Source organism: Rhodanobacter aciditrophus (assembly GCF_042679525.1).
Lineage (GTDB): Bacteria > Pseudomonadota > Gammaproteobacteria > Pseudomonadales > Marinomonadaceae > Marinomonas > Marinomonas aciditrophus.
In genome coordinates this window covers 1-24836 of the sequence record NZ_JBHTMN010000016.1, presented here as the reverse complement: position 1 = coordinate 24836, position 24836 = coordinate 1, and the positions used below count along the sequence as shown (strand labels likewise).

The window sequence follows — 24836 nt, the reverse complement described above, 5'->3', positions numbered from 1 at the left end:
AAACAAGAGTATAAGAAGAATGATCAAGCCATTATTTGATATACATCTAGTCTCTAAAGCCCACATCATTGAATAATGACCTACTTTAAAAACCAAAAAAGTAATATAAAAAACAGCGTGATATGAGGCATAAAAAAAGCCACAACAAACTGTTGTGGCTTATAAGTTTTGAATTTCGTGCACCTTGCCCAACTCAGAACAAGGCTTTCATACACTATTTCTCTGGCATGGTGTGCTCAAGGAGCATAAGACCAGAACCAGTATTAGAAATAGGCGCATGATAGTTACGATGTAGCTCTTTCACTTCACCGATTAAAGTACCACGCATCGCGATCAGCATATTCAGCTCAACACCTTGGGCGCCGGCAATTTCTGCTAAATCGTGATTTGAGTACTTAGTTAGGGCTTCTGGATCAGAGACCAGCTTGTCCAAACATTCAATATCAAATTCACGGTTAATGATACCTGCACGCTCACCATCTAGCTGATGAGACATACCACCAGTACCAAATACCGCAACTTTCAAATCTTCATCAAAGGATTGCACCGCACGACCAATCGCTTGACCAAGCGCATAAGTACGCTTTGGTTGCGGCATTGGATGTTGCTCACAGTTAATACAAACCGGAATGACTTTTACATGGCCATAGTTGTGACCAGGCCACATCAGGTTCAATGGTACAGTAAGACCATGATCCACCTTCATTTCTTGACAGATGGTCATGTCAAAGCCGTCTTCAACTAAGCTATTGGCTATGTGCCAAGACAAGTCCGATTCACCTGTCACAGGCGGGATAGTTGGGATACCCCAACCTTCGTCAGCGTTGAAATACTCATCCGCTACACCGATCGCAAAGGTCGGCTTCTTATCAATAAAGAACTCTAAACCGTGATCGTTGTAAAACAGAATGATGACATCAGGCTTCTGTTCGTTGAGCCAGTCTCGTACTGGTGGGTAACCATCAAAAAATGGCTTCCAGTACGGCGTGTCTTCTAATCCATTCGCCATTGCATTGGCAATCGCAGGAATGTGAGAAGTTGTAATACCACCAATAATTTTCGCCATTACACTTCTCCTTTGCCGTTCTTTTCTAACATGGCTTTAAACTCATCCACACTCATACCAGTCTGTAACGCGCCGATATCTTGCATGTTAAGTTTTAATAGCCCTGCGTACTTAGCGAGGTAATAAATACTACCGCCCTCTCTAAGCATAGCGATGATGTCTTTATTTTTGACTGCTTCCTTCTGGGCATCAGTCAGCTTGAACTTATCACAGTAGGCATCTGGGTCAGCATTAAATTCATCACGGGCTTCTTGTCCGTTAAACGAGAAGCACATTTTATTTAAGCCGTAGCCTTTTTTAGCCATGGTGCTATCAAATAGATACGTACCAGGGATGGCTTTTTTTTCATTAGTCGCCATGGGGAGACCTCTTTTTATTCATTCACGGTTGTATGGGATCAGTCCCAGTACAGACGCATTGGATTGTCCACCAATAGCTTTTGTTGAAGCTCAGGGGTGGTGGCAATTTCAGGAATCACATCCACAAGGTGGCCGTCGTCTGGCACATGTGATTTCATATTCGGATGAGGCCAATCCGTGCCCCACAAAACGCGATCAGGGAACTGCTCCACCAAAGTCTTGGCAAACGGAACAACATCTGAATAGTCTGGTGCTTGAAGAGTTAGGCGCTCTGGGCAGCTTACCTTACACCAAACGTTATCATTCTCCGCCATGAAGTTAATGAAGCGTTGGAAATCTGGGTGGTCAACACCATTGGCAACGTCTGGACGCCCCATATGATCCACCACAATCGTAGTACCAAGCTCTTTCAAGAACGGGATCAGCTCTTCCAAGTCAGGAGCCTCGAAGTACACAACAATGTGCCAGCCTAGGGTTTTAATCTTTTCTGCGATCGAAAAGAACACTTCACGAGGAGTACTGTCGACCAGTCGTTTCACAAAGTTAAAGCGCACGCCACGAACACCGGCATCGTGCATTTCTTGCAGTTGTTCAACTGTGAAGCTGTCATCAATAAAAGCAACGCCTCGAGCCAATTCGCCTGCGGTTTGCAACGCATCGATCAAGGCTGCGTTATCAGTACTGTGGCAAGATGCCTGTACAATAACGTTACGAGAAAAACCTAGGTGATCACGCAAGGCAAACAATTGATCCTTGGATGCGTCGCATGGTGTGTACTTACGTTTTGGGTGATAAGGAAACTTATCAGCTGGACCAAATACGTGACAATGAGCATCCACTGCGCCAGCAGGCGCAACATATTTTGGCTTGCTTGGGTTTGGATGAAATGGAAGATAATCTTTATCCATCATAATTAATACCTATTCTTGTTCTGCAAAAGGAGCGACCTAAAGGCCGTTCTTGTGTACAAATACTTTTCCGTCAAACAGCTTACGAGCAGTACGAAGTAATGCCGCCGAAAGAATCTCACCGGTTTCGCTTTGGTCTAATACCACAGTCATGCGCCCTGTTGGGTGCTCCACATCAAGGGTCATCTGACCAGCAGATTCGTACTGTGCTAAGGCATTAGCGGGAGACCCCTCTAACACTGCAGCTGTTGCGACACTGACCGCGCCCAACACACCAATAGAAGCGTGGCAACGATGAGGAATAAAAGTGCGAGTGGAAATCGCCCCGCCATCAACTGGCGCTGACACCATAGTCATCTTAGGCACAGACTTTTCAGTCACATCGCCCAAATTCATGAGTGGACCACACTGAAGACGAATGGATTCAAGCTTGGCACGGAGTTCCGAATTGGCTTCTAACGCCTCGCGGGTTTCAGTACCCTCGATCCCCATGTCTGAAGCACGCATAACCACACAAGGCATACCATTATCAATCATGGTGACTTCTACACCATTGATAACATCCACAGGATTACCCGTTGGCAGCAAGGCGCCACAACTGGAGCCTGCGGTGTCCTTAAATGTAACCGGTACGGGGGCAGCAAATCCTGGCACACCATCAATACGGGCGTCACCTTCGTAAACCACTTCGCCGTCCTTCACGTTTACACGTGCAACAGCGATTTGGCCGGTATTTTCCATGTAAATACGAACACTGGTTTCACCTTCAACGGGCGTCACAAGTCCCCGCTCGATGGCGAATGGCCCAACGCCCGCTAAAATATTGCCGCAGTTTTGAGCATCCGTCACAATGGCCTGATCAACAAAAACCTGTAGAAACAAGTAATCAACGTCCGCATCATCACGATCCGACTTTTTCACTACCGCTACTTTTGAGGTTAACGGATCAGCGCCCCCCATACCGTCAATTTGACGGTCATCGGGAGATCCCATCACACGTAACAGCACATCTGCTCGTTCTTGATGATCCGCAGGCAAAGCATCTGCTAGGAAGTACGCCCCTTTAGAGGTACCTCCACGCATCCACATGCATTCAATGCCCTTAGACATATTTTAAGCCTTTCGCTTCTAGGCGAGGACGCATATCGTAGATATCTAGACCCAGCTCGCCATTTTCAAGGCGAACACGCTTGGCTTCCTCGTTTTCCATACGCTTACGAGACAGCTCAAGTACTTCTGCTGCTTTCTCACGACGTACAACAACTACGCCGTCATCATCTGCTACAACCACATCACCTGGATTGATAGATTCATCCGCACAGACGATTGGCACATTGACGGAGCCTAAGGTCTCTTTAATAGTACCTTCTGCAAAGACCGCCTTAGACCATACTGGGAAGTTCATCTTACGTAGGTCACGGGTATCACGTACACCGCCATCAATCACAAGACCCACTACACCGCGAGCCTGAGCCGACGTGGCGAGCAAATCGCCAAAAAAGCCATGTACCGATGGAGACGTTGGTGCAAATACCAATAGATCCCCTTTTTGACACTGCTCAATGGCCACGTGCATCATCCAATTATCTCCCGCCGCACCAGAAATGGTGATGGCGGAGCCAGCAATAGCTTTATCTTGCTGAATTGGACGCATGTAATGGGCTAACAGGCCAACACGACCTTGTGCTTCATGAATAGTGGCAACACCACATTCTGCCAAACCATCAATGATCGCCTGATCGGCACGTTCAATATGTTGTACTACTACGTTCTCACGCATAATCAGCTCCTTGGCTTCAGACCATTAAACTTTCAGACGAGAGAAGACACGACGAATGTTGTGTTCGAAGATGTCTTCTTTCTGTGCAGCAGTCAAAACGGTGTTGTTGTCGATGTAACGCTTGGTGTCGTCGAAGTAGTGACCTGTCTCTGGGTCAACACCACGTACCGCACCAATCATCTCTGAAGCGAATAGAATGTTTTTGGTAGGAATAATATCCAGCAATAGATCAATACCACGCTGATGGTAAACACAGGTATCGAAGTAAATGTTATTCAGTACACGTTCTTCCAGATCAAAGCCTTTATCCAGCGCTAGACCACGGAAGCGACCCCAGTGATAAGGCACAGCGCCACCACCATGAGGAATGATAATTTTCAGTTCTGGGAAGTCTTTGAATACATCAGACATCATTAGTTGCTGAAAGCCTGTGGTATCAGCCCCTAAATAATGAGAACCCGTTGTGTCGAAGCAATCGTTACATGCAGCAGAAACGTGGATCATCGCTGGAATATCGTATTCGCACATCTTTTCATAAATTGGGTAGAAAGAACGATCCGACAAACGGCTTCCGTTCCAATGTCCACCACTAGGATCAGGGTTCAGGTTAACACCAATGAATCCCATTTCTTCTACGGTACGAACGATTTCAGGAACAGACTTGGCTGGATCAACACCCGGTGATTGTGGCAACTGAGCAACGGGTACGAAATTTTCTGGGAATAAATCACAAACGCGGCGAATCAGATCATTTTGATGTTCTGTCCAGTATTGGCTGGTGTATTCGTTACCAACATGGTGACCCATCCAGCTAGCACGTGGAGAGAAGATGGTGAGGTCAGTGCCACGCTCTTGCTGTAAGCGTAATTGGTTGTTGATGATGCTTTCGCGAATTTCATCATCAGTAACGTGAACCATCCCCTTCTCACCTTTAGCGGTCGGGTCTTTCGCTACTAATTCTTTTTGCTTGTCGCGGTATGCACCCACACCAGGAGGAGTGGTCGTGTAATGGCCATGGCAATCTATAATCATGTTACTGCTCACTGTTTCTATCATTATTAGTGTGATCAGAAGCTGTTATTACTTTTGCATAAAGCAAAAACATTAAGTTTAGCTAAACTCTAGCAACAGCCACTGTTTTTAGCATGGCAAGAAGTATTAAGACCGTGGGGGGTATTTGCCATTTCAAAAATGGGCAAACGATATTGCATTTTGAGATAGTGAGTTAATGCTATTTATTTATAATGCTCAAACAAATTATATTTGTTTCGTCGTTATTCTCATTTTTGAATACCTAAAAATAGGCCGCGAATGGGTTAATCCACTGTTTTTAATCATTTTTTTATATTTTAATGTGTATGATAAAAATCTATGTATTCCATTTCAGCATGCTAAAACGCAAAAAAATCATTTCTCTTATTTTGCTCTTTAGCCCATGTTGAGAAGGTATCTCGACCCCCACCAAGGACGAGGTTGCTCCGTAAACCAACACAGGAGTCATACTTTTTGACCTCAAAGGAAAAATAAAGGGTATTTTTACAATTTACCTATAGTATTTCTTTTGCTGGATATTAAGATGACAAGGTCTTTATAAGTGACCTTACGCTGTGGGACAGAAAAGCAAATACAAAAATAACGATATCGGGTGGTTCCCGAGCTTGGAGAAATGATATGAAACTATCAAAAAAACTAATGCTTAGCCTTGTTGCCGCTGGAGTAGCTAGCTCTGTTAGCGCTGCGGATCTTACTCTTACTCTTGGTCATGTTGACCCTCAAGAGTGGACTAACTCTAAAAAAGGCGCAGCAACTGAAGTTTTTAAAAACCTAGTTGAAGCCGAGTCTGGCGGCCGTATTGAAGTAAACGTATACCCTGCCGGCCAACTTGGTGGTGAAACTGACCTAGTGCAATCCGCTCAAGAAGGCATGATCAGTATGACTATGGTTTCTGGCGCGTTCGCTAAAGTATGTGAAGAAGCCGCTGTTCTAGAAATCCCTTACCTATTTCCTTCCGCACCTGTTGCTTGGGAAGTCCTAGATGGTGAGTTCGGACAAGCCCTTTCTCAACACTGTTTAGAAAAAACTGGTTTACGTACCCTAGCGTACGGTGAAACAGGCTTCCGTAACTTTACTAACTCCAAGCGACCAGTAGCAGAACCTGCTGACTTAAATGGTCTTAAAATCCGTGTCATGACATTACCATTGTACGTTGAAATGGTTAAAGCCATGGGCGCTGAGCCAACGCCGATCGCATGGCCTGAAGTGCCATCAGCTCTTACAACAGGCGTTGTAGATGGTCAAGAAAACCCAGTGAGTGTTATCAACTCCAATAAATTCTACGAGTTCCAGAAGTACCTAACCCTAGACGGCCACGTTTACGGTACAGACTTCATGCTTATCAATGATGATTTGTACACTTCTCTAAGTGACGAAGACCGCGCAATCATTGACCGTGCTGCAAAAGTAGCCGGTACTGTCGGCCGCGCTATCCAGCAGTACAAATCTGCTGAAGGTCTAAAATCTCTTGCAGAAAATGGCATGGAAATCACAACACCAACTGCTGAGCAACTAGCTAAATTCCAAGAAGCTGCACAACCTGCTGTTCTTGAATGGCTACGCGGTGAAATCGATGGTGAATGGATTGACCGTGTTCAAGCGTCTGTACAAGTGGTATCAAACAAGTAAGCACTCGTTTCTACCGCACCAAAATGATCGGGGAGCAGCACTCCCCGATTTTTATATCCTCTTAGTAAATCGGAATATCCCATGAAGCGCCTTTATAAATACCTTCTGTCATTCCTGACAGGCTCTTCTCTGTTTGTGGTCTTTGCTGTGGTGTTTGCCAGCAGTCTTAGCCGCTATTTATTTAACGCCCCTATTCAATGGGCTGAAGAAGCCGCCAAATACGCCATGATCTACGGCACCATGTTTGGCATGGTTCTGTGTTACTTGGAGGGTATTCATATTCGCTTCACGTTCTTAGAGGACATTGTTCCACCCAAAATTCGTAACATTTTGCACTTTGTATCTGACATCGTTGCCCTAGTGTCCGGTGCCGTACTCTGTTACTCAGGTTACTTATTCATGATGAAGCGTGGCGGGATTCAAGCCCCCGGTACAGGCATTGATATGTACTACTTCCAAGTCGCTATGGTTATTGGTGGTGCAGGCTTAACCCTTGCAGCCTTAATGCGTGTTATTGAGCGTTTTACTCAGTTCAAATCCACATCAGAAGGGGCTCAATAATGTTAGGTTTTGGCATTCTAATCGTTTTATTAATCATTGGTAGCCCAATTGCTTTTGCGGTGCTGCTTGGGGTTGTAGGTCATGTCTACACTCTGCCTTTCAATGTGAGCCTTGTGGCGCAACGTATCTTTGCAGGCTTGGACTCCTTCTCTATTCTTGCCATTCCGCTGTTCGTTTTAGCTGGTGAGCTAATGAACGAAAGCGGTATCACTAGCCGAATTATAAATTTCGCCAATGCCTTAGTGGGGCATATGCGTGCCGGCTTGGCGCAAGTGAATATTTGGGCATCGGTAATCTTTGCAGGACTATCCGGTTCTGCGGTTGCAGATACCTCTGCTCTTGGTCGTGTCTTCATTCCAACCATGGAAAAAGAAGGCTACCCACGTTCTTTCGCCGCGGCCTTAACGGCAGCGTCTTCTGTAATCGGACCTATGATTCCGCCTAGTATTCCAGTGATCATCTATGCATTGATCACCAGTGGCGTATCTGTACCTGCCCTATTCCTTGCTGGTGTGGCACCTGGGGTATTCCTAGCGGTTGGCTTATCTGTTTATGTGTATTTCTTTGCAGGGGATTATGCGCCTCTAAAAGAAAAGCTAAGCACAAAAGAGCGTATAAAAGCCTTCGTTGAAGCTTGGATTCCTTTATTCATGCCGATCTTCATCGTAGGTTCGATCCTAACGGGCATCGTAACGCCAACGGAAGCCGCCGCTTTCGCCGCAGCCTACGCATTAGTAGCAGGTATGTTTATCCTTAAAAGCCTGAAAGTGACACAACTTCCAAGCATCTTCGTACGAGCTATGCGCGACTCGTCTGTTATCTTGATCGTGATTGCAGTGGTTGCAGCGGCAAACTGGCTATTAACCTTCTCTCGCGTACCTCAGACGGTTTCCGCCATGGTGTTAGAGCAAGTCTCTAGCCCTTGGATGTTCTTGCTGCTAGTCAACGTGATCCTTTTGGTGGTTGGTTTGTTCCTTGAAGGGATTGCAGCCATGTTGATTTTGCTGCCAATCTTACATCCGATTGCCATGAGCCTAGGCATTGACCCAGTTCATTTTGGTATTGTGGTTATCTTTAACCTAATGATTGGCTTGGTGACCCCACCGATGGGTATCTGTTTGTTTGTGTCCAATTCCATTGCCAATGTGGGTATAGCAGCCATCTCTCGTCAGATTATGCCTATGTTCCTAGTGGAGCTTGCGGTACTGATGCTGATTACTTTTGTACCGACGACAGTGACATTCTTACCTAGGTTATTTGGTTATTAGATAACGTCACTTTGAAACATAAAAGCCCCCGCTATTAGCGGGGGCTTTTTTGTTTCTGACGAAAATAAATTATTAACTCAGGTTCAATCGAATCCATACAAACGACTAGCGTTTTTCCATAAGTACTTCTCTCGCTGTGCTGTATCTGGAAACCATGACTTTGCTAGAGTCAGCAAGGTGCCATAATCCATACGCTGAGGGGCCATTAAGAATGGCCAATCTGAGCCCCATAAGACCCTATCTTCACCATAGGCAGCAAATAAAGCTTCCACATAGGGTTTGGTATCTGCAAAGGGATAAGCTTGTTCAGAAAACTTTGCCATACCCGATAGCTTTATAAAGTGACGCCCTGCTCGACCAATTTCTTCCAACATTTTGAAGGCTTCTGAATCCAGCCCCTGATTAAGATCCGGACGCCCACAGTGATCAATGACAACGGTTGCCGAGGTATTAAACAGCACGTCAGCAAAGGCGAGTATTTGCTCTCCTTGGGTTTGAATTTGTGCCAGCAAACCAAAACGATGCAATCGTTCCATTAGCTCAGCAGCATGAGCAAAATGCTCGGGGCCATAATAAGCAACATTGAATGTCACCCCGACAATGCCTTGGGCTTCAAAGCCCGCTAGCGTTGCATCAGTCACATCTTTTGACACCACAGCCATACCTTTAAATCTTTCATTAGATCTGGCAATGGCATCTATTAAGGCACGATTATCGTCCTCTCCGTAAGCGGAGTTCGGCCCTACTATTAAGGCATGACTGACACCGTAAGCATCGAGCACTTGGTGAAAATACTCTGCCGTCGTAATTTCATGACCAGAAGGGGCATAAGGGGTATCGGGCTGATAAGGGAATCCCGCAGGGTCAAATATATGGTTATGACAATCGATTTTTCGTTCAGTGAAAATGGTCATTGTATTCTCCTAATCCTTTCTAAACTGTACCTAGTTACGTCACATTAAGGCAGTTCATTTAGCGACCACGGCTATTGTATTTAAACAACAGTACTCTTTACGTCATTTAGAGCTTATAAGGCACATGAATTGCTTATCTTTACTGGATTACATGCTAGTGTTGAAACTATCAACACATCTTACGATGGAAGGGAAATGTCATGAGCAATACAGATTTAGATTGGTGGCGCGGCGCCGTTATCTATCAGATTTATCCTCGTAGTTTTATGGATGCTAACAACGACGGCATTGGTGATTTAGCAGGCATTACCCAAAAGCTGCCTTATATCGCCTCCCTTGGCGTTGATGCCATCTGGCTTTCACCTTTCTTCACATCTCCAATGAAAGACTTTGGTTACGACGTATCAGATTACTGTGACGTAGACCCCATTTTTGGCACCCTAGATGACTTTGATGCCTTGATCGGCACAGCTCATGAGTTGGGCATCAAGGTCATCATTGATCAGGTGCTCAACCATACGTCTGATCAACATCCTTGGTTCAAAGATTCTCGCTCGAGCCGTGACTCAGAGAAATCCGATTGGTACATATGGCAAGATGCCAAACCAGATGGCACCGTTCCTAACAACTGGCTATCAGTGTTTGGCGGCCCCGCTTGGCACTGGGACAGCCGTCGTCGCCAATACTATTTGCATAACTTTTTGGATAGCCAACCGGATTTGAACTTTCACAATGAAGAAGTCGTTAACGCCCTACTGGATGCAGTGAAATTCTGGCTGGATCGAGGCGTTGATGGTTTTCGTTTAGACACCGCCAACTACTTTTACCACGATCTAGAGTTAAGAGATAACCCACCGAAACAGGAAATCGTAGAAGGAAGTATTGGTGTGAGCTTGGATAATCCTTATGGTTATCAATTGCACCTATACGACAAGTCACGCCCTGAAAACATTCCTTTTTTACAGCGCCTAAGGTCTTTGTTGGATCAATATCCTGGCACCACGACTGTTGGTGAAGTGGGCTGTGATTTCTCCTTAAAGACCATGTCCGAGTACACCCAAGGGAATGACAAACTGCACATGTGTTATTCATTTGACCTACTCACCCACGACAACACAATGACACATATTCACAACACCATGACAACCATAGAAGAAGGCTTGGGGACAGGCTGGCCCTGCTGGTCCATGAGCAATCATGATGTGGAGCGTGTTGCTTCAAGATGGAATCACGGCACAGCCAATCCCGCTAAAAGCAAGGTCTATATGGCAATGCTGCTCTCGTTACGAGGCAGTGTTTGTTTGTATCAAGGGGAAGAATTAGGATTGCCTGAAGCAGAACTGGAGTTTGAGCAACTGGTAGACCCTTTTGGCATTAACTTTTGGCCTGAATTTAAAGGCCGCGACGGGTGCCGTACCCCTTTCCCTTGGGAAAATACCGACACGGCGGGCTTTAGTGAAAATCCCAGCCCTTGGCTACCTGTTGCCGATAGCCACAAACCTCTTTCAGTAAGTGAACAGGAAGGAGACCGTCACTCAGTTCTGCATGCCTATCGAGACTTTCTCCATGTACGTAAACACCACTCAGCTTTGATATCAGGGGACATAGAATTCCTATACACGGATGCAGAGGTTCTCGTGTTTACCCGTAAAGACGAAAATGAGTACCTTTTAATTGGCGTAAACGTTGGCGACCAAGACCATATCGTGCCCATAGCAGACCATCAGGTACAGGATATTATTCTGCCCGAGGGATTCCTCTCTACTCGATTCGAAAACGGACGCTTACCCTTACCCCCCAATTCCATATATTTAGGCGCCATTCAGCCATAAAAAAACGGGGCACATGCCCCGTTTTTTTATATCGTATGTTAGTGAAGTTTCAACTTCGGCTTAACCACTTTGCCGATGCGTTGTGCCGCCAAAATGATCATCGCTTTGAACCATCCATGAATGGCAATTAGGTGAAGGCGGTACAAGGAAACGTACACAAAACGCGCCAAGCGCCCTTCTACAAACATTGAACCCTTCATTAAATTACCCATTAAGCTACCAACCGTGCTGTATCGGCTTAAGTTAACCAAAGAGCCATAATCCTTGTAGGTGTAATCTTTTAGCTTTTCATTACGACTGGCAGCAGTGATGTTTTCAAATACCACTGAGGCCATCTGGTGAGCCGACTGGGCACGTGGCGGCACAAACGCACCATTAGGCTGTTCGCAAGCACAGCAATCTCCGATAACGTAGACATCTTCGTGCCCTTTAGCCTGCAGAGTTGGTGCGACTAGGATTTGATTGTTGCGGGTGGTTTCAAAGCCTTCCATTTGCCCTAAAAACTCAGGGCCTTTAACCCCAGCCGCCCAGATCATCAAATCCGCCTCAATCAAAGTATCATCGGCAGTCTTCAAACCATCCTGAATCGCCTCCGTAATGCGCGTATTTTCACGCACACTGACGCCAAGCTTTTCTAGCTCTTTTTTCGCATTATTAGCAATACGATCAGGCAACGCAGGAAGGATTCGAGGGCCAGCTTCGACCAACTCCACTTTGACCTTATCCGCGGACATCTCCGGCATGCCGTAAGCTTTTAGCAAGTCTGCCACATGGAATAATTCAGCAGACAACTCTACACCCGTTGCGCCACCCCCTACGATTGCGATCTTGAGTGTGGCATCGCCCCCCACTTGGTGAACACGAAGAAACTGTGTCAACAAAGCCTGCTGGAATCGCTCTGCCTGACGGTGAGAGTCCAAGAAGTAACAATTATCCGCCACACCGGGCGTACCAAAATCATTGCTCACACTGCCCACAGCCAACACTAGGGTGTCATAAGAAATTTCCCGCTCCGGCAAGACTTCTTTGCCCTTTTCGTCTTTCATGGACTGTAAGCGAACGATTTTTTCTTCTGTATTAATATCGAAGGCAGTACCCAATTGAAATTGATAATGGTGCTTTGCGGCGTGGGCGCGATAGTTAATGCCGTCAGTATTAATATCCAGAGATCCTGTTGCGACTTCATGTAACAAAGGCTTCCAAATATGGGTCTGGGAACGGTCAATTAGAATAATTTCAGCTTTATTTCGCTTACCAAAACGATGTCCCAACTGGGTCACCAATTCTAAACCTCCGGCTCCACCACCGAGAACTACTATGCGTTTCATACAAAACTCCCTAAATTGCGAATGATTTGCTAAACACCTAAATAGCCCGAGTATGCTTAGCAAATAACTCCCATTAAGAAGTTACTTATCACGTTTCGCCAAGATTCGATCCAGCGCATTGGCGAAGGCTGCCTTGTCTTTGTCTCCAAAGGGCGCTGAACCTCCTGTATCAAACCCACTGGAGCGCATTTGATCCATAAAATCACGAATGGCGAGACGCTGCTTAATGTTCTCTTGGGAGTATTCTTCCCCTTTGGAGGTAAGAACTTGGGCCCCTTTTTTAAGGCAGTCTGAAGCGAGCGGGATATCAGAAGTAATCACTAGATCGTTTGGCTGAGCATTATCTTCGATGAACTTATCAGCTTCATCAAAGCCACTGGGGACAATTTTGCGGGAGACCCACTTTGAATTGGGTAAAGCGATAGCGACATTGGCGACAAACAAACACTCTACCTCACAGCGCTCAGAGGCTTTAATCAAAATAGGCTTAATGGCGTTGGGACAAGCATCGGCGTCAACCAAAATTCGCATGAACATCTCCTTTATATGGAGCTTTATTATCACGGCTAAAGAGGAATTTGGCTAGGCTTGCAATAAAACGAATTGGAGGAAAATACCATTAACAGTTTCCTTTAAAGAAAAAAGGCTGAGTATCTAGATAATATTCAACCTTTGATAAATTGAATAATTAATTTACTTATTTGATCTTAAAGTAAAAGCTCTGCGTTGTACTGATCTTCCACATTAAATGATTTCACACCTGCAAAGTGCGTATTGGCTCGCGGCAGCAAATGATTAACGTAAAACTCCGTTTTTGTTTGCCAGTCTTGTTTCACTTCTGAACTTTGGCATCCCTTTAGCATCAACCATGCGCCCACCACATAACCAGCCATCATCATAAAATCATAAGCCGCCGTGTTCGCTACGGACTCACCATTAAGGATCGCCTTAGCCGCCACTTCTAATTGATCAAGATGAGCAAGGAAAAGATCTTTATGACCAACGAAGGATTCAGCATCTTGTGACATTTCATAAATCAAAGCCTTTAACCCCTCACCTTTATCAGCTGCAAGCTTTCTTCCAACAAGATCCAACGCTTGGATACCATTAGTCCCTTCATAGATGGGAAGAATCCGTGCATCTCGGAGCAACTGAGCCACCCCCGTTTCCTCGATGAACCCCATACCACCGTGAACCTGAACAGCTGTTGAAACTATCTCCTGAGACAGCTCAGTCATCCAACCCTTAACAATAGGAGTGTACAAATCCGTTCGTTTCTGATGTTTAGCATCCACCCCTTTTAAATCCGATTCTACGGACGCCACATACATGAGCGCGCGCATGGCAGACAAGGAGCTTGCCATCTGCCACAGCATCCTAGAAACATCACCATGTTTCGCTATCACGACTTTTTCTGGACTACCCTTAACAACCCCCTGAGTACGATCAAAGGCATAATCTAACGCCATCTGATAGGCACGCTCAGCCACAGCCAATCCCTGCAAGCCAACACTTTGACGGGCGTTATTCATCATTGTAAACATGGCCATTAAGCCTTTGTTTTCTTCCCCTACCAAATAACCAATCGCCCCATCCCCATCACCAAATTGCATCACACAGGTTGGCGATCCATGGATACCAAGCTTGTGCTCAAGAGAGATGGCATAGGCATCATTACGAACCCCAGGTTCACCACTCTCATCTAGTAGGAATTTAGGAACAAGAAACAAAGAAATACCCCGGACACCTTCGGGCGCATCAGGCAGCCGCGCCAAAACCAAATGAATGATATTGTCGCTCATTTGATGATCGCCCCAAGTAATAAAGATCTTTTGCCCAAATATTCGGTACCCATCGCCATCAGGTATCGCTTTGGTTTTAATGGCCGACAAATCACTGCCTGCTGAAGGCTCAGTCAGATTCATGGTGCCAGTCCAGCGACCTGAGATCATATTAGGCAAGTAGGTTGCTTTGAGATCGGCATTGGCATGGGTTTCGATGGCATCGATAGCCCCTTGAGTCAGCAAGGGGCAAAGGGAAAACGCCAAATTGGCTGATTGAATACCCTCATTCACGGCGACCTCTAAAGCTCGAGGCAGGGCCTGTCCACCATACTCCTCTGGCGCACTCAGGGTTGTCCAAGCGCCATCACACATGGCTTCGTAGACTGCTTTAAATTCCGGTGTTTCGGTAACCGCTTTATCTGAGATAGTGGGCCAGTTAATGTCCCCTGCACGATTGGAAGGTGCCACAAGCTGTTCTGAAAATTTTGCTGCCTCAGACAAAATTGGGTCCAGCAATTCAGAATCATAATTTGGAAAGTGTTCGGTTAGACGATGAATGCCTGCGATGTGTTCTAAACAAAACCGAACGTCATCGGTGGGATAGCGGTAACCACTCATAAAATACTCCTAAGTTTAATGACTTTTATTTTAAGAGTGGTTAATTAGCTAAATTTCCTCAATGGCAAATGGTCGCGAGTTTCATGACATATCTGCTCATTGAGGAGGCTCTTAGGATGGCAAAGTACGATAGTCCGTATGTTTGCGGTATTCACCGGGTGTCATACCCGTCCATTTCTTAAATGAACGATAGAAGGCACTCGGCTCATCAAATCCCATTAATGCAGCAATCTCATTGAATGATAATTGTGGCGCATTAATATAGGTGATGGCCGCTTCTTTACGGCATTCATCCTTAATATGCTGGAAAGAAGTCCCCTCATCAGCCAAACGACGACGCATGGTCGAGACACTCATATTCAAGAATGCAGCCACTTCTTCAGCACTGAACATATCTTGTGAGAAGTCTTTCCCTAAAATCGATATGATTCGGGACTTAAGACTGTTGTCATTATCCACCATTACCATCAATTGATATGGGGCCGTTTTTAAAAAGCTCCGTAGAGACTCTTCATTTTGAACGATGGGCATATCCAAATAAGAAGCAGGAAACACCAGAGCGTTACCATGTTGACCGAACTTAACATCTGATTGAAACAGGGTACGGTAATACTCCACATCATCCGGACGCGGGGTAGTAAAATACGCTGCTTTCAGATTCAAACGACGACCAATCAACCAACTAACAAAATGATGCCACATAGATAATGTGGTTCTCACTCGCTCTTTGGATTCAAACGCCTCGTCCAACTGACCTTCTGGCGTTGCCACTGAATCAATCGGCGTAAAGGTGATCTTCGCATAACGCCCCTTACGGATGACAATCGGCTTAATGGTTGGACCACGGCAGATTTCATAAAAGTCGCTACAGCGCCTTAACGCTTGAGCGAGATGCTTTGAATGAATAATACACAGACACATCATCCTGAATGAGCCAATAGGCATTCGCCCACCACTCAAAATACAGAAGGATTCATCTTTCATTAACTGCATCACTTGCTGATACAGCAATCCATAACTATAGGTCGAGATCGGGCGGTCGCTCGAAATGTCCTCTAGCGTAACTCCGGCTTCCTTTAGTAATTCAGCCGTATCACATCCTTGTTTTTCAACCGCTCCTATTAGATAACGCACACTAGAAGCTGGCACAGATGCCCTTGAATTCATAACACTTCTCCTTTTCAAGGCATAAAAAAGGCCGCAAAAATTGCAGCCCTTTAATCATATAATGATTAGTTTTGTTCTGTAAGTGCCGACAGCAATTCCTCATTAGATAGCTGTTCTTTATCTTGGGACTCAGCCTTTGATAACTCAGCCTCTTGAGAGGGCTTCGCAGGGGTGAAGGTAAAGCGCTTTGGGCGAACCTTTGCCACAGGGGCTTCCGCCTCTGGCGCTATACCTAAACGCTCAAGCTTACGCTGAGCCTGGACCTTACGTTGCTTGACCTTTTTAGCATCAAAACGTGAAGGCGAAGCAGCTTTGCGAGCTTTCTTCTGCTCCTTCATCATTTCTTTGGTGCCTGTTTTGCCTAATTTTCCTTTTAAGCTACGTGATTTTTTCGAGCGAGACATAATAAACCTCTTTAACAAGTCGTCTATTGTATCAATCTAGCCCAGCGAGGTCACGGGGATTAGCAGCCTAGCAACTGGCTTTAAAAGCACTATGGCCTTTTTTACGCAAATTCCCTACTTCTCTAAGTAAAGAACCTGCTTCACCCATATCATTCGCCTCTATCGCTTTATCTACGGACACAAAGACCTCGATAGTCTCATCCATAAGAGATTGGTACTCAGCCATTTCTGTCGCTAAAGCCTCACCCGTTAAGCCTTCTTTAGTGAATTTAAACGGCGTTTCTTCACGTGAATCTTTTAGAAGTGAAATAATGACATCCACACGCTCAGAAGCTGCTGCCGCATCCTTACCACGTAAGTCAAATGACAGGGACTTTAATTCCGTTTTAAGATTTTCCATATCTTCATGCAAAGCAGTTTCGCCGCAATGACCATGGGCTGCTGCATAACCAGAAAGCCCCATCGCTAGAATAGCGCCACCAAGTACCTTTTTAACCGTAAGCATCTCTCTCTCCTTTTATCAATAAACGAAAATGCTCTTTTCACTAATCCATCGATGCCGATAGGATATAGCCAAATGCCCCATACTTTTGTACTTTTAAGTATTGGCTTTGTTTATGACCTCATCAAGCTGACATTGTTCACTGCATTTCATCATAAAAACTATCATATTAAGCACATTACAGGATACGCAATGCATTCAAAAGTAGATCAAAATGCTTAAAGTCCGGCCAACGTTTTACATCATGGTGGCTCTATTAGTCCTGACAGGAAAGGTCAGAGCCGAATGCGACGATCGTAGCGCCCTATTAGCCGCCACGAATGCCTCTGGTAGCGTGCTAGGTGGAGAGAGTTTCCGACCACCAGTGGTACTTAAAAGACACCACCCCAGTAAACGCAAAGAGGTCGCCACGTATTTCAAACGAGGCGACCTCCATTACACACTTTACTTTCTAGTCAATTCAAATTGCCAAGCAAGTTTTATAAAAAGAACCCGCGGCAAATATTAGATCAAGCCTGTCACGACTTAGTTTTATCGGCTTCTTTTTTATCCTGCTCTTCATCTTCACCCAGTTTGGAGATTTCCTCCAATCGCTTGAGAATACGTTGAGACAAGCTGCCCTCAGGATAGTTACCTTGATCATCTAATGAACCTGGCTCCATTCCTGTCAACAAATGCAATGCTTCATCCGCATTTTCAATAGCATAAATATGGAATTTACCAGCCTTCACCGCCTCAAGCACATCATCATTTAGCATTAGATTAATGGCATTGGACTTAGGAATGATCACACCTTGTGTACCGGTTAGGCCACGAGCGTTACAAACATTGAAAAAACCTTCGATCTTTTCGTTTACCCCACCGATAGCTTGAATCTGACCGTACTGATTCAAGGATCCAGTAATCGCAAGATCTTGGCGCAAAGGTACGTTTATCAAGGCAGAAATCAAACAACACAACTCCGCGGTCGAAGCACTGTCCCCATCAACATAGCCATAACTTTGTTCCATGGCGATGGAGGCAGAGATATCCAACGGATAATGTTGAGCGTATCTATGGCCAAGGTAACCAGACAAGATAAGCACCCCTTTCGAGTGAATATTTTGACCTAGATTCGACTCACGCTCGATATCTACGATGCCCTTACCTCCTGGATAAACCGTAGTAGATATTCGAGCTGGCGCACCGAAGCTACTATCACCAATCTGCATCACAGTTAAACCATTAATCTTACCAACGGCCTCACCTTGGCTATCCAGCAAGATAGTTCCATCAACGATTTCCTCAATGATCTTTTCTGCCACACGACCTGTTCGGTGCTTTTTAGCAGACAAAGCTCGCTGAACATGCACATCAGTAATGATGTCATCTTTGGCCAACTGACGATTAAAATCCGCTTCACCGAGTAGCTCAAACACATCACCGATCTTAGCCGCCATCTCTTTTTGATGCTCTGCCAGACGGCTGCTGTATTCGATTAGACGCGCTACTCCCTGCGGAGAAACATCCGCATACCCTTCTTTCTGAACACGGTCTTTCAACAAGCGAGCAAAGGCATACTCTGTGTCAGATGAACGCTTTAGGGAGTCATCAAAGTCCACCAAGACACGAAACATTTCTTGAAAATCTGGATCCGCATCCTGCAATAAATAATAAATATCTCGAGAGCCAATTAGCACCACTTTTACCTGAAGAGGCAATTCCTCAGGAGACAAAGTAGTCGTACTCATTAACCCCATATCAGCGTATGGGTGCTCGATACGAAGTGTTTTGCTCTTTAGAGCACGCTTGAGTGCCTCCCATAAATAGTGATCAGTTAGAAGCTTTTCAGCATCCAGAATCAAATAACCGCCGTTTGCAGCATGTAAACTGCCGCTCCGAATCAAACGGTAGCTGGTCACCAACATACCCTGCTCGTTACTGTATTCCACCTGGCCAAATAGGTTGCGGTACGTAGGATGGGATTCATACACCACCGGCTGACCACCATCTGGTTTATGGGTCACCGCAACGTTAGGTAAATACATCTCTTCGTACAGGGTGCGTCGGCTAGACTCATCACGATTATCAGTCGTTTTATCATCCACAAACTGATCAATGATGACCTTGTCTAGGTCTTCGCGCATTGCTTTAAGATAAGCCGTTAACGATTCGTCTTCTGCATATTTCTCAAACAAAGGCGCCATCAAAGGATCAAGAGCTTCTTTGACCGTTTCCAGGTTGAGCTCTCGCAACTGTTCGTAGGAAATACGCTTCCAAGTTGGCAGACTGAGTAATTCGTCATTCAGCATTCCCTCAAGCTCTTGCACACCCGCTTGAAATGCATCTCGCTCCTCATCAGTCAAGGTGGCAAAATCAGACTCTTCTAGTGCCTTGCCATCACGCATTGGTGCGAAGCTCACAGAAGAAGCATCTCTAAACATAGCCACGCCAATTTTAGACGAGTGACGCTCTACCAGGTTAATGGCCGCTTCGTATTGCTCATTAAAGGCACGATCAATAGCGCTTTTTTGTTGCTGATAATCCGGGTTTTCAAATGCCGCAGGAAAAGTAGACATTAAGCCATCTATCAAGCCACGCATATCTTGTTCAAAATGCGCCGCATCACCTGATTTAAACTCAATAGCCTTAGGAGCATGGGATTCTTTGAAGTTGTTGACATATGCCCACTCACTTGGAGAGGGCTTGCGTTTTGCTTCACTTTTTAAATAGCTGGTCACGTAAGATGAGCGACCAGTGCCCGAGTCACCCATTACAAAAATATTGTAACCAGGTCGATGCATAGCCACGCCGAACTGAATCGCTTCAACCGCACGCTCTTGCCCTAAAATGCCGCTAAGGGGCTCCATGTCACTTAACTTTTTGAATGGTAAGGATGCCACGTCTAATTTGGCGCATAGGGATTGATAAGGTAAAGACTGAACCATTTCTGACATCTAATAGGTCCTTATGATGAACGCCTCACCACTTATGCGGGAGGCGAATTGTTATGGTTAGTATCGCAGCGTCTGTGTCGGGACGACTTTTGAAAATTTTTGATGAAAGTTTTGTGAAGTAATTTCTAATAATTCTTCGTAACGGACACCCTTCAGGTCAGCAACAAACTGAGCCACATCACGAACATACTTGGGCTCATTCTTTTTCCCACGATGGGGTACGGGAGCCAAATAAGGCGAATCCGTTTCAACCAACAATGATTCCAATGGAATTTTACGCACAGTATCTCGAAGGTCCTCAGCATTCTTAAAAGTCACAATACCTGAAATTGAAATCAAATAATTCAGATCAAGTGCTGCCCGAGCCATGGCATAATCTTCGGTAAAACAATGAACTACACCACCAACGTTCTCATTACCATGAGCTTTTATCAAGAATAGAGTGTCTTCTTTTGCGTCGCGAGTATGGATGATCGTAGGTAAATTAAGCTCCCCCGCCACATCTAGATGGATCGCAAAACTGTCTTTTTGCGCCTGATGAAGTTCAGGCTCTTTATCATAAAAATAATCCAAGCCAGTTTCACCGATGGCAACAACCTTATCCCTTTGGGCAAGGGTTCTCAGAAAATCAGGAGCGTCTAATAAACCTTCTTTATGAAGTGGATGAACGCCACAACTGGCAAATACACCCTCTATATCAGTAAAGCTATGAATACCCTCAAAGCCATCAAGATCCACTGAAATGGTTAATATTTGCTGCACGCCAGCCTGACCTGCAGCCTGCACAGCGTCTTTTAAGTTATCGTTATAAGGAGAGAGATCCAGTTTGTCTAAATGACAATGTGTATCTATTAACATGTACCTACCAAGAATTTAGTTCGCCAATAAGTTGAATAGTGGGGTTTAGGTGGGTTTTATCAAGGTTAGACTTAAGGGTTTCGAGGCGTTTGATCATTTCCATTAATCGATACAGATCATATCGCATCAGAATACGCTCAATAGCAGGCTTAATACGCTCATGGCATTGGCCCGCTGCAGAATACATAAGCGCACCATGCAACACCGCCAACACCCCATCAATAAAGTAGTGAATTTTGTCATTATTGACAGCGGACACCAACTCATCCGACCGGCTTTGGCCAGATAACCATTTTTCTAATTCATCAGGAAGTGTGAGCATCATTTCGTGGCTACTTGATTCAGCCAAAGACAACAATCGAAAAGGCGCCTGAGAAAACCATAACAATTCTGCCGCATTAGACTTCCCCTCTCCCTCTAACCAATGAGCCGTCTGCTCAGGATTAGGAGATGGCAAGTTAAGACGCTGACAGCGGCTGATGATGGTGGGCATTAATGACCGAGAGGTATTACTAGTAAGCAAAAAATAGGTCGCTGCTGGAGGTTCTTCTAGCGCTTTAAGGATAGCGTTCGCTGCATTGATATTCATAGCGTGAGCATCTTGAATCAAGACAACTTTTGAGTACCCAAGTTGCGGCTTGTTCGCCACTTTCGCGACCACCTGCCTGACTGCATCAACCTTAATCGAACCAGCCGATCCATCCAAAGTCAGCCAGTCTGGGTGTGTTTCGGACTTCACCAATTCACATGAATGACACTTTCCACAGGGAGCGCTTTGAGGATGCTCACACAGCAATAAGCGAGCAATTTGTTCCGCAAATACACCCTGCCCAATACCATTAGCGCCAGTCATCATCAAAGCATGATGAAAATTGCCAGACTTTCGCCATGCCACAGCTTGCTGATACGGATCTAATAGCCAATCTGGAAACCTCATGGATTCCCCACTGCAGAAGTATTCAAATCGGATAAGACATTACAAATGTCCGCTTCAACCGACTCAAGTGATTGGTTCGCATCAATGACATGAATCCGCTGGGAGTGCTTTGCCGCCAATGCCAAAAAGCCACTACGAACCTTTTCATGAAACGCAATAGATTCACCATCAAGACGATTCATCTCTCCACGGGAGGCAACGCGCTGCAAGCCTATACTCACCGGCACATCTAATAAGAGAGTCGCATCAGGTAAAGCCCCTTGCAGAAAACGATCAACAAGATCATCAATAACCTTAGCGTCAATATTTCGTCCAATTCCTTGGTAGATGTAAGAGGAATCAACAAAACGATCACTAATCACCCATTTCCCCGCCTTCAAAGCCGGTAAAATAGTCTGCTTAACATGCTGGACACGGGCAGCAAAAACCAGCAACAACTCAGCATACACATCAACAGGCTCATCCCGGGGAGCCAGCACTAAATTGCGGATTTCTTCCGCTAACGGAGTTCCGCCCGGTTCACGGGTGACAATAAACTCAATACCTTGATCTGTTAACCAAGTCTTAATGCAGCCAAGAGCCGTGCTTTTACCTGCACCCTCGCCACCTTCTATAGAAATAAAATATCCGCTCAAATTAACCTCTACTGACTGGGGGAGGAACGATAATTTTCAACACGTCGACGCTGGTACTCTCTTACCGCAGCATTGTGTTCTCTCAATGTTTTCGAAAACACATGGGAACCATCACCCTTGGCGACAAAGTATAAAGCATTCGTTTCACCCGGGTGCATCGCGGCATGAATGGCTTCATAACCAACGTTCGCAATGGGCGTAGGCGGCAACCCATTAATAGTATAAGTGTTATAAGGGGTAGGTCGTTGAAGATCACGACGGGTAATATTCCCCTTATAGGAGTCACCCATTCCATAAATAACCGTTGGATCAGTTTGCAATCTCATCCCCCGTTCAAGGCGACTGACAAACACCCTAGAAATCAACGGTCGCTCTTCAGGAACCCCCGTTTCCTTTTCAATAATTGACGCCATAATCAAAGCTTCATAAGCCGTCGCATAAGGCAGCCCCTTCGCCTTATCGCTCCACTCTGATTCAAGGGTGCTAACCAATAACCTATGAGCCTGCATAAAAATATCCAAATCCGTATCACCATCGTGATAGCGATAGGTGTTTGCCAGCAACATACCTTCAGGAGAAGCAACGTTTAGCCCCATTTTCTCAGCTATTTGCTCTTCAGACAGGTCACTCAGTGTCATTTGGATATTACCCGTTTGCTCTAAGGCAATCAGATAATCACGGTAGGTTTTGCCTTCCAGTAAGGTCACTGGGTAAAAAACAGTGTCTCCCGAATCCAGCAGGGCCATCACATCAATAAGATTCATATTTGGCTGCAGCTCATAAACCCCAACCTTAGGCACTAAGGTGGGATCCAGTTTAAAAGCAATACGTGTAAGCACAGGATGCTCAATCCATCCAAGATCGGCCAACTGCTGCCCAATTCTAATACTGCTCACACCTTTTTGAACCTCGTAGCGTTCCGGCTCAGTGATATTAATTGGCTTAGTTAAATAGTGATAAGCCATCCCCCCAGCAATTGCCAGAAGAGTGACAGCCAATACTAAAAGCAGTAAAAAAGACTTAATTAATTTCATGAGAATTTACCAAACGCTCCCTTAAAGATCGGCAAATTGGACCGACAGATAACTCTCGATCATTGAATTGAACAACCGGCAAAATACCACTGAGCGCATTTGTAATAAAAATCTCATCCGCATCAGACAAGGTAAGAATATCCTCCTGCACTATATTAACGACCCCAAGATGGGCTTGGATAACAGCATGACGCATGGTCCCCTGAACCCCTGACGCAGACAGTAACGGAGTAAAGAGCTCGCCATTTTTCACCCAAAATAGATTACTCTGCACACATTCAACCATCTTGCCATTCGCATCACTCAAAACCGCTTCAAAATACCCATCCGGTAACATTTGTTTAGCCAAGACATTCTCTAAACGATTTAGATGCTTGAGCCCAGCAGTATTGCGATTAATGGAAGTTTGAACAGGTAAATGAGTTAACGAAATACCTTGAGATTGAGCGGCACTGTAATCTGGCAGATCAAACATCCCCACCAGCCAGGAAAAATTCGCCGATGCAGGTGGCAAATAGCCTCTCCCGCCAGAACCACGGGTCACCATCACCTTAAAACCAACCGACTCAAATCTTGCCGCCTGATCTGACAAGAAACCAGCCAACTTAACTATTTCGCTGGTATCGACTTTAAACCCTAAGCGCTTAAATCCGCGCTCTAAGCGGCTAAGATGAAGAGAAAGATTAGAGATGACACCATCATGGGCAGACAAGGTCTCAAATAAGCCATCACCGTAAGCCAAGCCACGATCAGAAAGCTCTATACTTGTTGCTGGATTGAAATTTAAAAACCACTGCATATGACTGATCTCTAAAGAAAAGCTAATCATAACAGATAAGGAAATGGCGTCCCATAGGGGGTTCGAACCCCTGTTACCGCCGTGAAAGGGCGGTGTCCTAGGCCTCTAGACGAATGGGACGTAGAGATCTTCCGTAGAAGTATGTGCTGAGCACAGAATGGAGCGGGAAACGAGGCTCGAACTCGCGACCCCAACCTTGGCAAGGTTGTGCTCTACCACTGAGCTATTCCCGCATGACATTGAGTTTTACAACTGACTTTTATGTAGTGAAAAGCGTTGGCGTCCCATAGGGGGTTCGAACCCCTGTTACCGCCGTGAAAGGGCGGTGTCCTAGGCCTCTAGACGAATGGGACACAATAGAAAGCGTACTTTCATTCGCTATTTAACAACTGCGAGAGTTGGCGTCCCATAGGGGGTTCGAACCCCTGTTACCGCCGTGAAAGGGCGGTGTCCTAGGCCTCTAG

Annotated in this window: 23 protein-coding genes and 3 tRNA genes; 4 read left to right on the top strand and 22 right to left on the bottom strand. The window is 45.5% G+C overall.

Features of this window, described 5'->3' with window-relative positions; all coding sequences use genetic code 11:
• Positions 1-214 precede the first annotated feature (214 nt).
• The 6 genes from ACFQ45_RS14360 to ACFQ45_RS14335 are packed head-to-tail and all read right to left on the bottom strand — an operon-like array spanning position 215 to position 5145.
• Positions 215-1066, bottom strand: coding sequence for a class III extradiol dioxygenase family protein (locus ACFQ45_RS14360; RefSeq protein ID WP_377368882.1), 852 nt, complete (start codon positions 1064-1066; stop codon positions 215-217).
• On the bottom strand, positions 1066-1425 hold the full coding sequence (locus ACFQ45_RS14355; protein WP_377368880.1) for a protocatechuate 4,5-dioxygenase subunit alpha: 360 nt from the start codon (positions 1423-1425) through the stop codon (positions 1066-1068). The genes ACFQ45_RS14360 and ACFQ45_RS14355 overlap by 1 nt, the downstream gene beginning before the upstream one ends.
• Before the next feature lie 38 nt (positions 1426-1463).
• A complete protein-coding gene (locus tag ACFQ45_RS14350; protein ID WP_377368878.1) occupies positions 1464-2336 on the bottom strand; it encodes an amidohydrolase family protein in 873 nt (290 codons plus the stop codon).
• Between the two features lie 36 nt (positions 2337-2372).
• Entirely contained in the window at positions 2373-3443 is a 1071-nt protein-coding gene (locus tag ACFQ45_RS14345; RefSeq protein ID WP_377368876.1) for a 4-oxalomesaconate tautomerase, read from the bottom strand.
• The gene (locus ACFQ45_RS14340) at positions 3436-4113 is read right to left on the bottom strand and encodes a 4-carboxy-4-hydroxy-2-oxoadipate aldolase/oxaloacetate decarboxylase (protein ID WP_377368874.1); all 678 of its coding nucleotides are present in this window, start codon (positions 4111-4113) and stop codon (positions 3436-3438) included. Before ACFQ45_RS14340 ends, ACFQ45_RS14345 begins: the two co-directional genes overlap by 8 nt.
• A 24-nt stretch (positions 4114-4137) precedes the next feature.
• A complete protein-coding gene (locus ACFQ45_RS14335) occupies positions 4138-5145 on the bottom strand; it encodes an amidohydrolase family protein (protein WP_377368872.1) in 1008 nt (335 codons plus the stop codon).
• A 639-nt stretch (positions 5146-5784) separates the two neighbouring features.
• Here ACFQ45_RS14335 and ACFQ45_RS14330 point away from each other — a divergent pair.
• From ACFQ45_RS14330 to ACFQ45_RS14320, 3 genes are all read left to right on the top strand, one after another.
• Positions 5785-6795 carry a DctP family TRAP transporter solute-binding subunit gene (locus tag ACFQ45_RS14330; RefSeq protein WP_377368870.1) on the top strand — a complete coding sequence of 337 codons (1011 nt, stop codon included), beginning with the start codon at positions 5785-5787 and terminating at the stop codon, positions 6793-6795.
• 81 nt (positions 6796-6876) lie between these two features.
• Complete coding sequence (locus tag ACFQ45_RS14325; RefSeq protein WP_377368868.1) at positions 6877-7356, top strand: TRAP transporter small permease; 480 nt, start codon at positions 6877-6879, stop codon at positions 7354-7356.
• Entirely contained in the window at positions 7356-8624 is a 1269-nt protein-coding gene (locus ACFQ45_RS14320; protein WP_377368866.1) for a TRAP transporter large permease, read from the top strand. Before ACFQ45_RS14325 ends, ACFQ45_RS14320 begins: the two co-directional genes overlap by 1 nt.
• A gap of 83 nt (positions 8625-8707) precedes the next feature.
• Here the strand turns inward: ACFQ45_RS14320 and ACFQ45_RS14315 are convergent, their stop codons facing one another.
• Complete coding sequence (locus tag ACFQ45_RS14315; RefSeq protein WP_377368864.1) at positions 8708-9538, bottom strand: amidohydrolase family protein; 831 nt, start codon at positions 9536-9538, stop codon at positions 8708-8710.
• 200 nt (positions 9539-9738) lie between these two features.
• Between ACFQ45_RS14315 and ACFQ45_RS14310 the strand changes: the two genes are divergently transcribed.
• A complete protein-coding gene (locus ACFQ45_RS14310; RefSeq protein WP_377368862.1) occupies positions 9739-11370 on the top strand; it encodes an alpha-glucosidase in 1632 nt (543 codons plus the stop codon).
• A gap of 38 nt (positions 11371-11408) precedes the next feature.
• On the opposite strand, the gene ACFQ45_RS14305 is transcribed toward ACFQ45_RS14310, so the two are convergent.
• The 15 genes from ACFQ45_RS14305 to ACFQ45_RS14235 form a co-directional block, all read right to left on the bottom strand.
• Positions 11409-12698 (bottom strand): NAD(P)/FAD-dependent oxidoreductase, encoded by a 1290-nt coding sequence (locus tag ACFQ45_RS14305; protein ID WP_377368860.1) that lies wholly within the window; start codon positions 12696-12698, stop codon positions 11409-11411.
• 81 nt (positions 12699-12779) lie between these two features.
• Positions 12780-13229, bottom strand: coding sequence for a YaiI/YqxD family protein (locus ACFQ45_RS14300; protein ID WP_377368858.1), 450 nt, complete (start codon positions 13227-13229; stop codon positions 12780-12782).
• Positions 13230-13405: 176 nt separating this feature from the next.
• On the bottom strand, positions 13406-15100 hold the full coding sequence (locus ACFQ45_RS14295) for an acyl-CoA dehydrogenase (protein ID WP_377368856.1): 1695 nt from the start codon (positions 15098-15100) through the stop codon (positions 13406-13408).
• A 111-nt stretch (positions 15101-15211) separates the two neighbouring features.
• On the bottom strand, positions 15212-16267 hold the full coding sequence (locus ACFQ45_RS14290; RefSeq protein ID WP_377368855.1) for an AraC family transcriptional regulator: 1056 nt from the start codon (positions 16265-16267) through the stop codon (positions 15212-15214).
• A gap of 65 nt (positions 16268-16332) precedes the next feature.
• Positions 16333-16671, bottom strand: coding sequence for a hypothetical protein (locus tag ACFQ45_RS14285; protein ID WP_377368853.1), 339 nt, complete (start codon positions 16669-16671; stop codon positions 16333-16335).
• 67 nt (positions 16672-16738) lie between these two features.
• Positions 16739-17176: a cytochrome b562 gene (locus tag ACFQ45_RS14280; protein ID WP_377368851.1), complete on the bottom strand. Its 438-nt coding sequence runs from the start codon at positions 17174-17176 to the stop codon at positions 16739-16741.
• 515 nt (positions 17177-17691) lie between these two features.
• On the bottom strand, positions 17692-20109 hold the full coding sequence (locus ACFQ45_RS14275; RefSeq protein WP_377368849.1) for a Lon protease family protein: 2418 nt from the start codon (positions 20107-20109) through the stop codon (positions 17692-17694).
• 57 nt (positions 20110-20166) lie between these two features.
• Positions 20167-20967: a TatD family hydrolase gene (locus ACFQ45_RS14270; RefSeq protein WP_377368847.1), complete on the bottom strand. Its 801-nt coding sequence runs from the start codon at positions 20965-20967 to the stop codon at positions 20167-20169.
• A gap of 4 nt (positions 20968-20971) precedes the next feature.
• The gene (gene holB, locus ACFQ45_RS14265) at positions 20972-21904 is read right to left on the bottom strand and encodes a DNA polymerase III subunit delta' (protein ID WP_377368845.1); all 933 of its coding nucleotides are present in this window, start codon (positions 21902-21904) and stop codon (positions 20972-20974) included.
• Positions 21901-22539: a dTMP kinase gene (gene tmk / locus ACFQ45_RS14260; RefSeq protein ID WP_377368843.1), complete on the bottom strand. Its 639-nt coding sequence runs from the start codon at positions 22537-22539 to the stop codon at positions 21901-21903. Before tmk ends, holB begins: the two co-directional genes overlap by 4 nt.
• 8 nt (positions 22540-22547) lie before the next feature.
• Positions 22548-23573 carry an endolytic transglycosylase MltG gene (gene mltG / locus ACFQ45_RS14255; RefSeq protein WP_377368841.1) on the bottom strand — a complete coding sequence of 342 codons (1026 nt, stop codon included), beginning with the start codon at positions 23571-23573 and terminating at the stop codon, positions 22548-22550.
• Entirely contained in the window at positions 23560-24372 is an 813-nt protein-coding gene (gene pabC, locus ACFQ45_RS14250; protein ID WP_377368840.1) for an aminodeoxychorismate lyase, read from the bottom strand. Before pabC ends, mltG begins: the two co-directional genes overlap by 14 nt.
• A 44-nt stretch (positions 24373-24416) precedes the next feature.
• Positions 24417-24492: transfer RNA gene (locus ACFQ45_RS14245), tRNA-Glu, on the bottom strand.
• A 38-nt stretch (positions 24493-24530) separates the two neighbouring features.
• Positions 24531-24605: transfer RNA gene (locus ACFQ45_RS14240), tRNA-Gly, on the bottom strand.
• 44 nt (positions 24606-24649) lie between these two features.
• Positions 24650-24725 (bottom strand) — tRNA-Glu (locus ACFQ45_RS14235).
• Positions 24726-24836 lie beyond the last annotated feature (111 nt).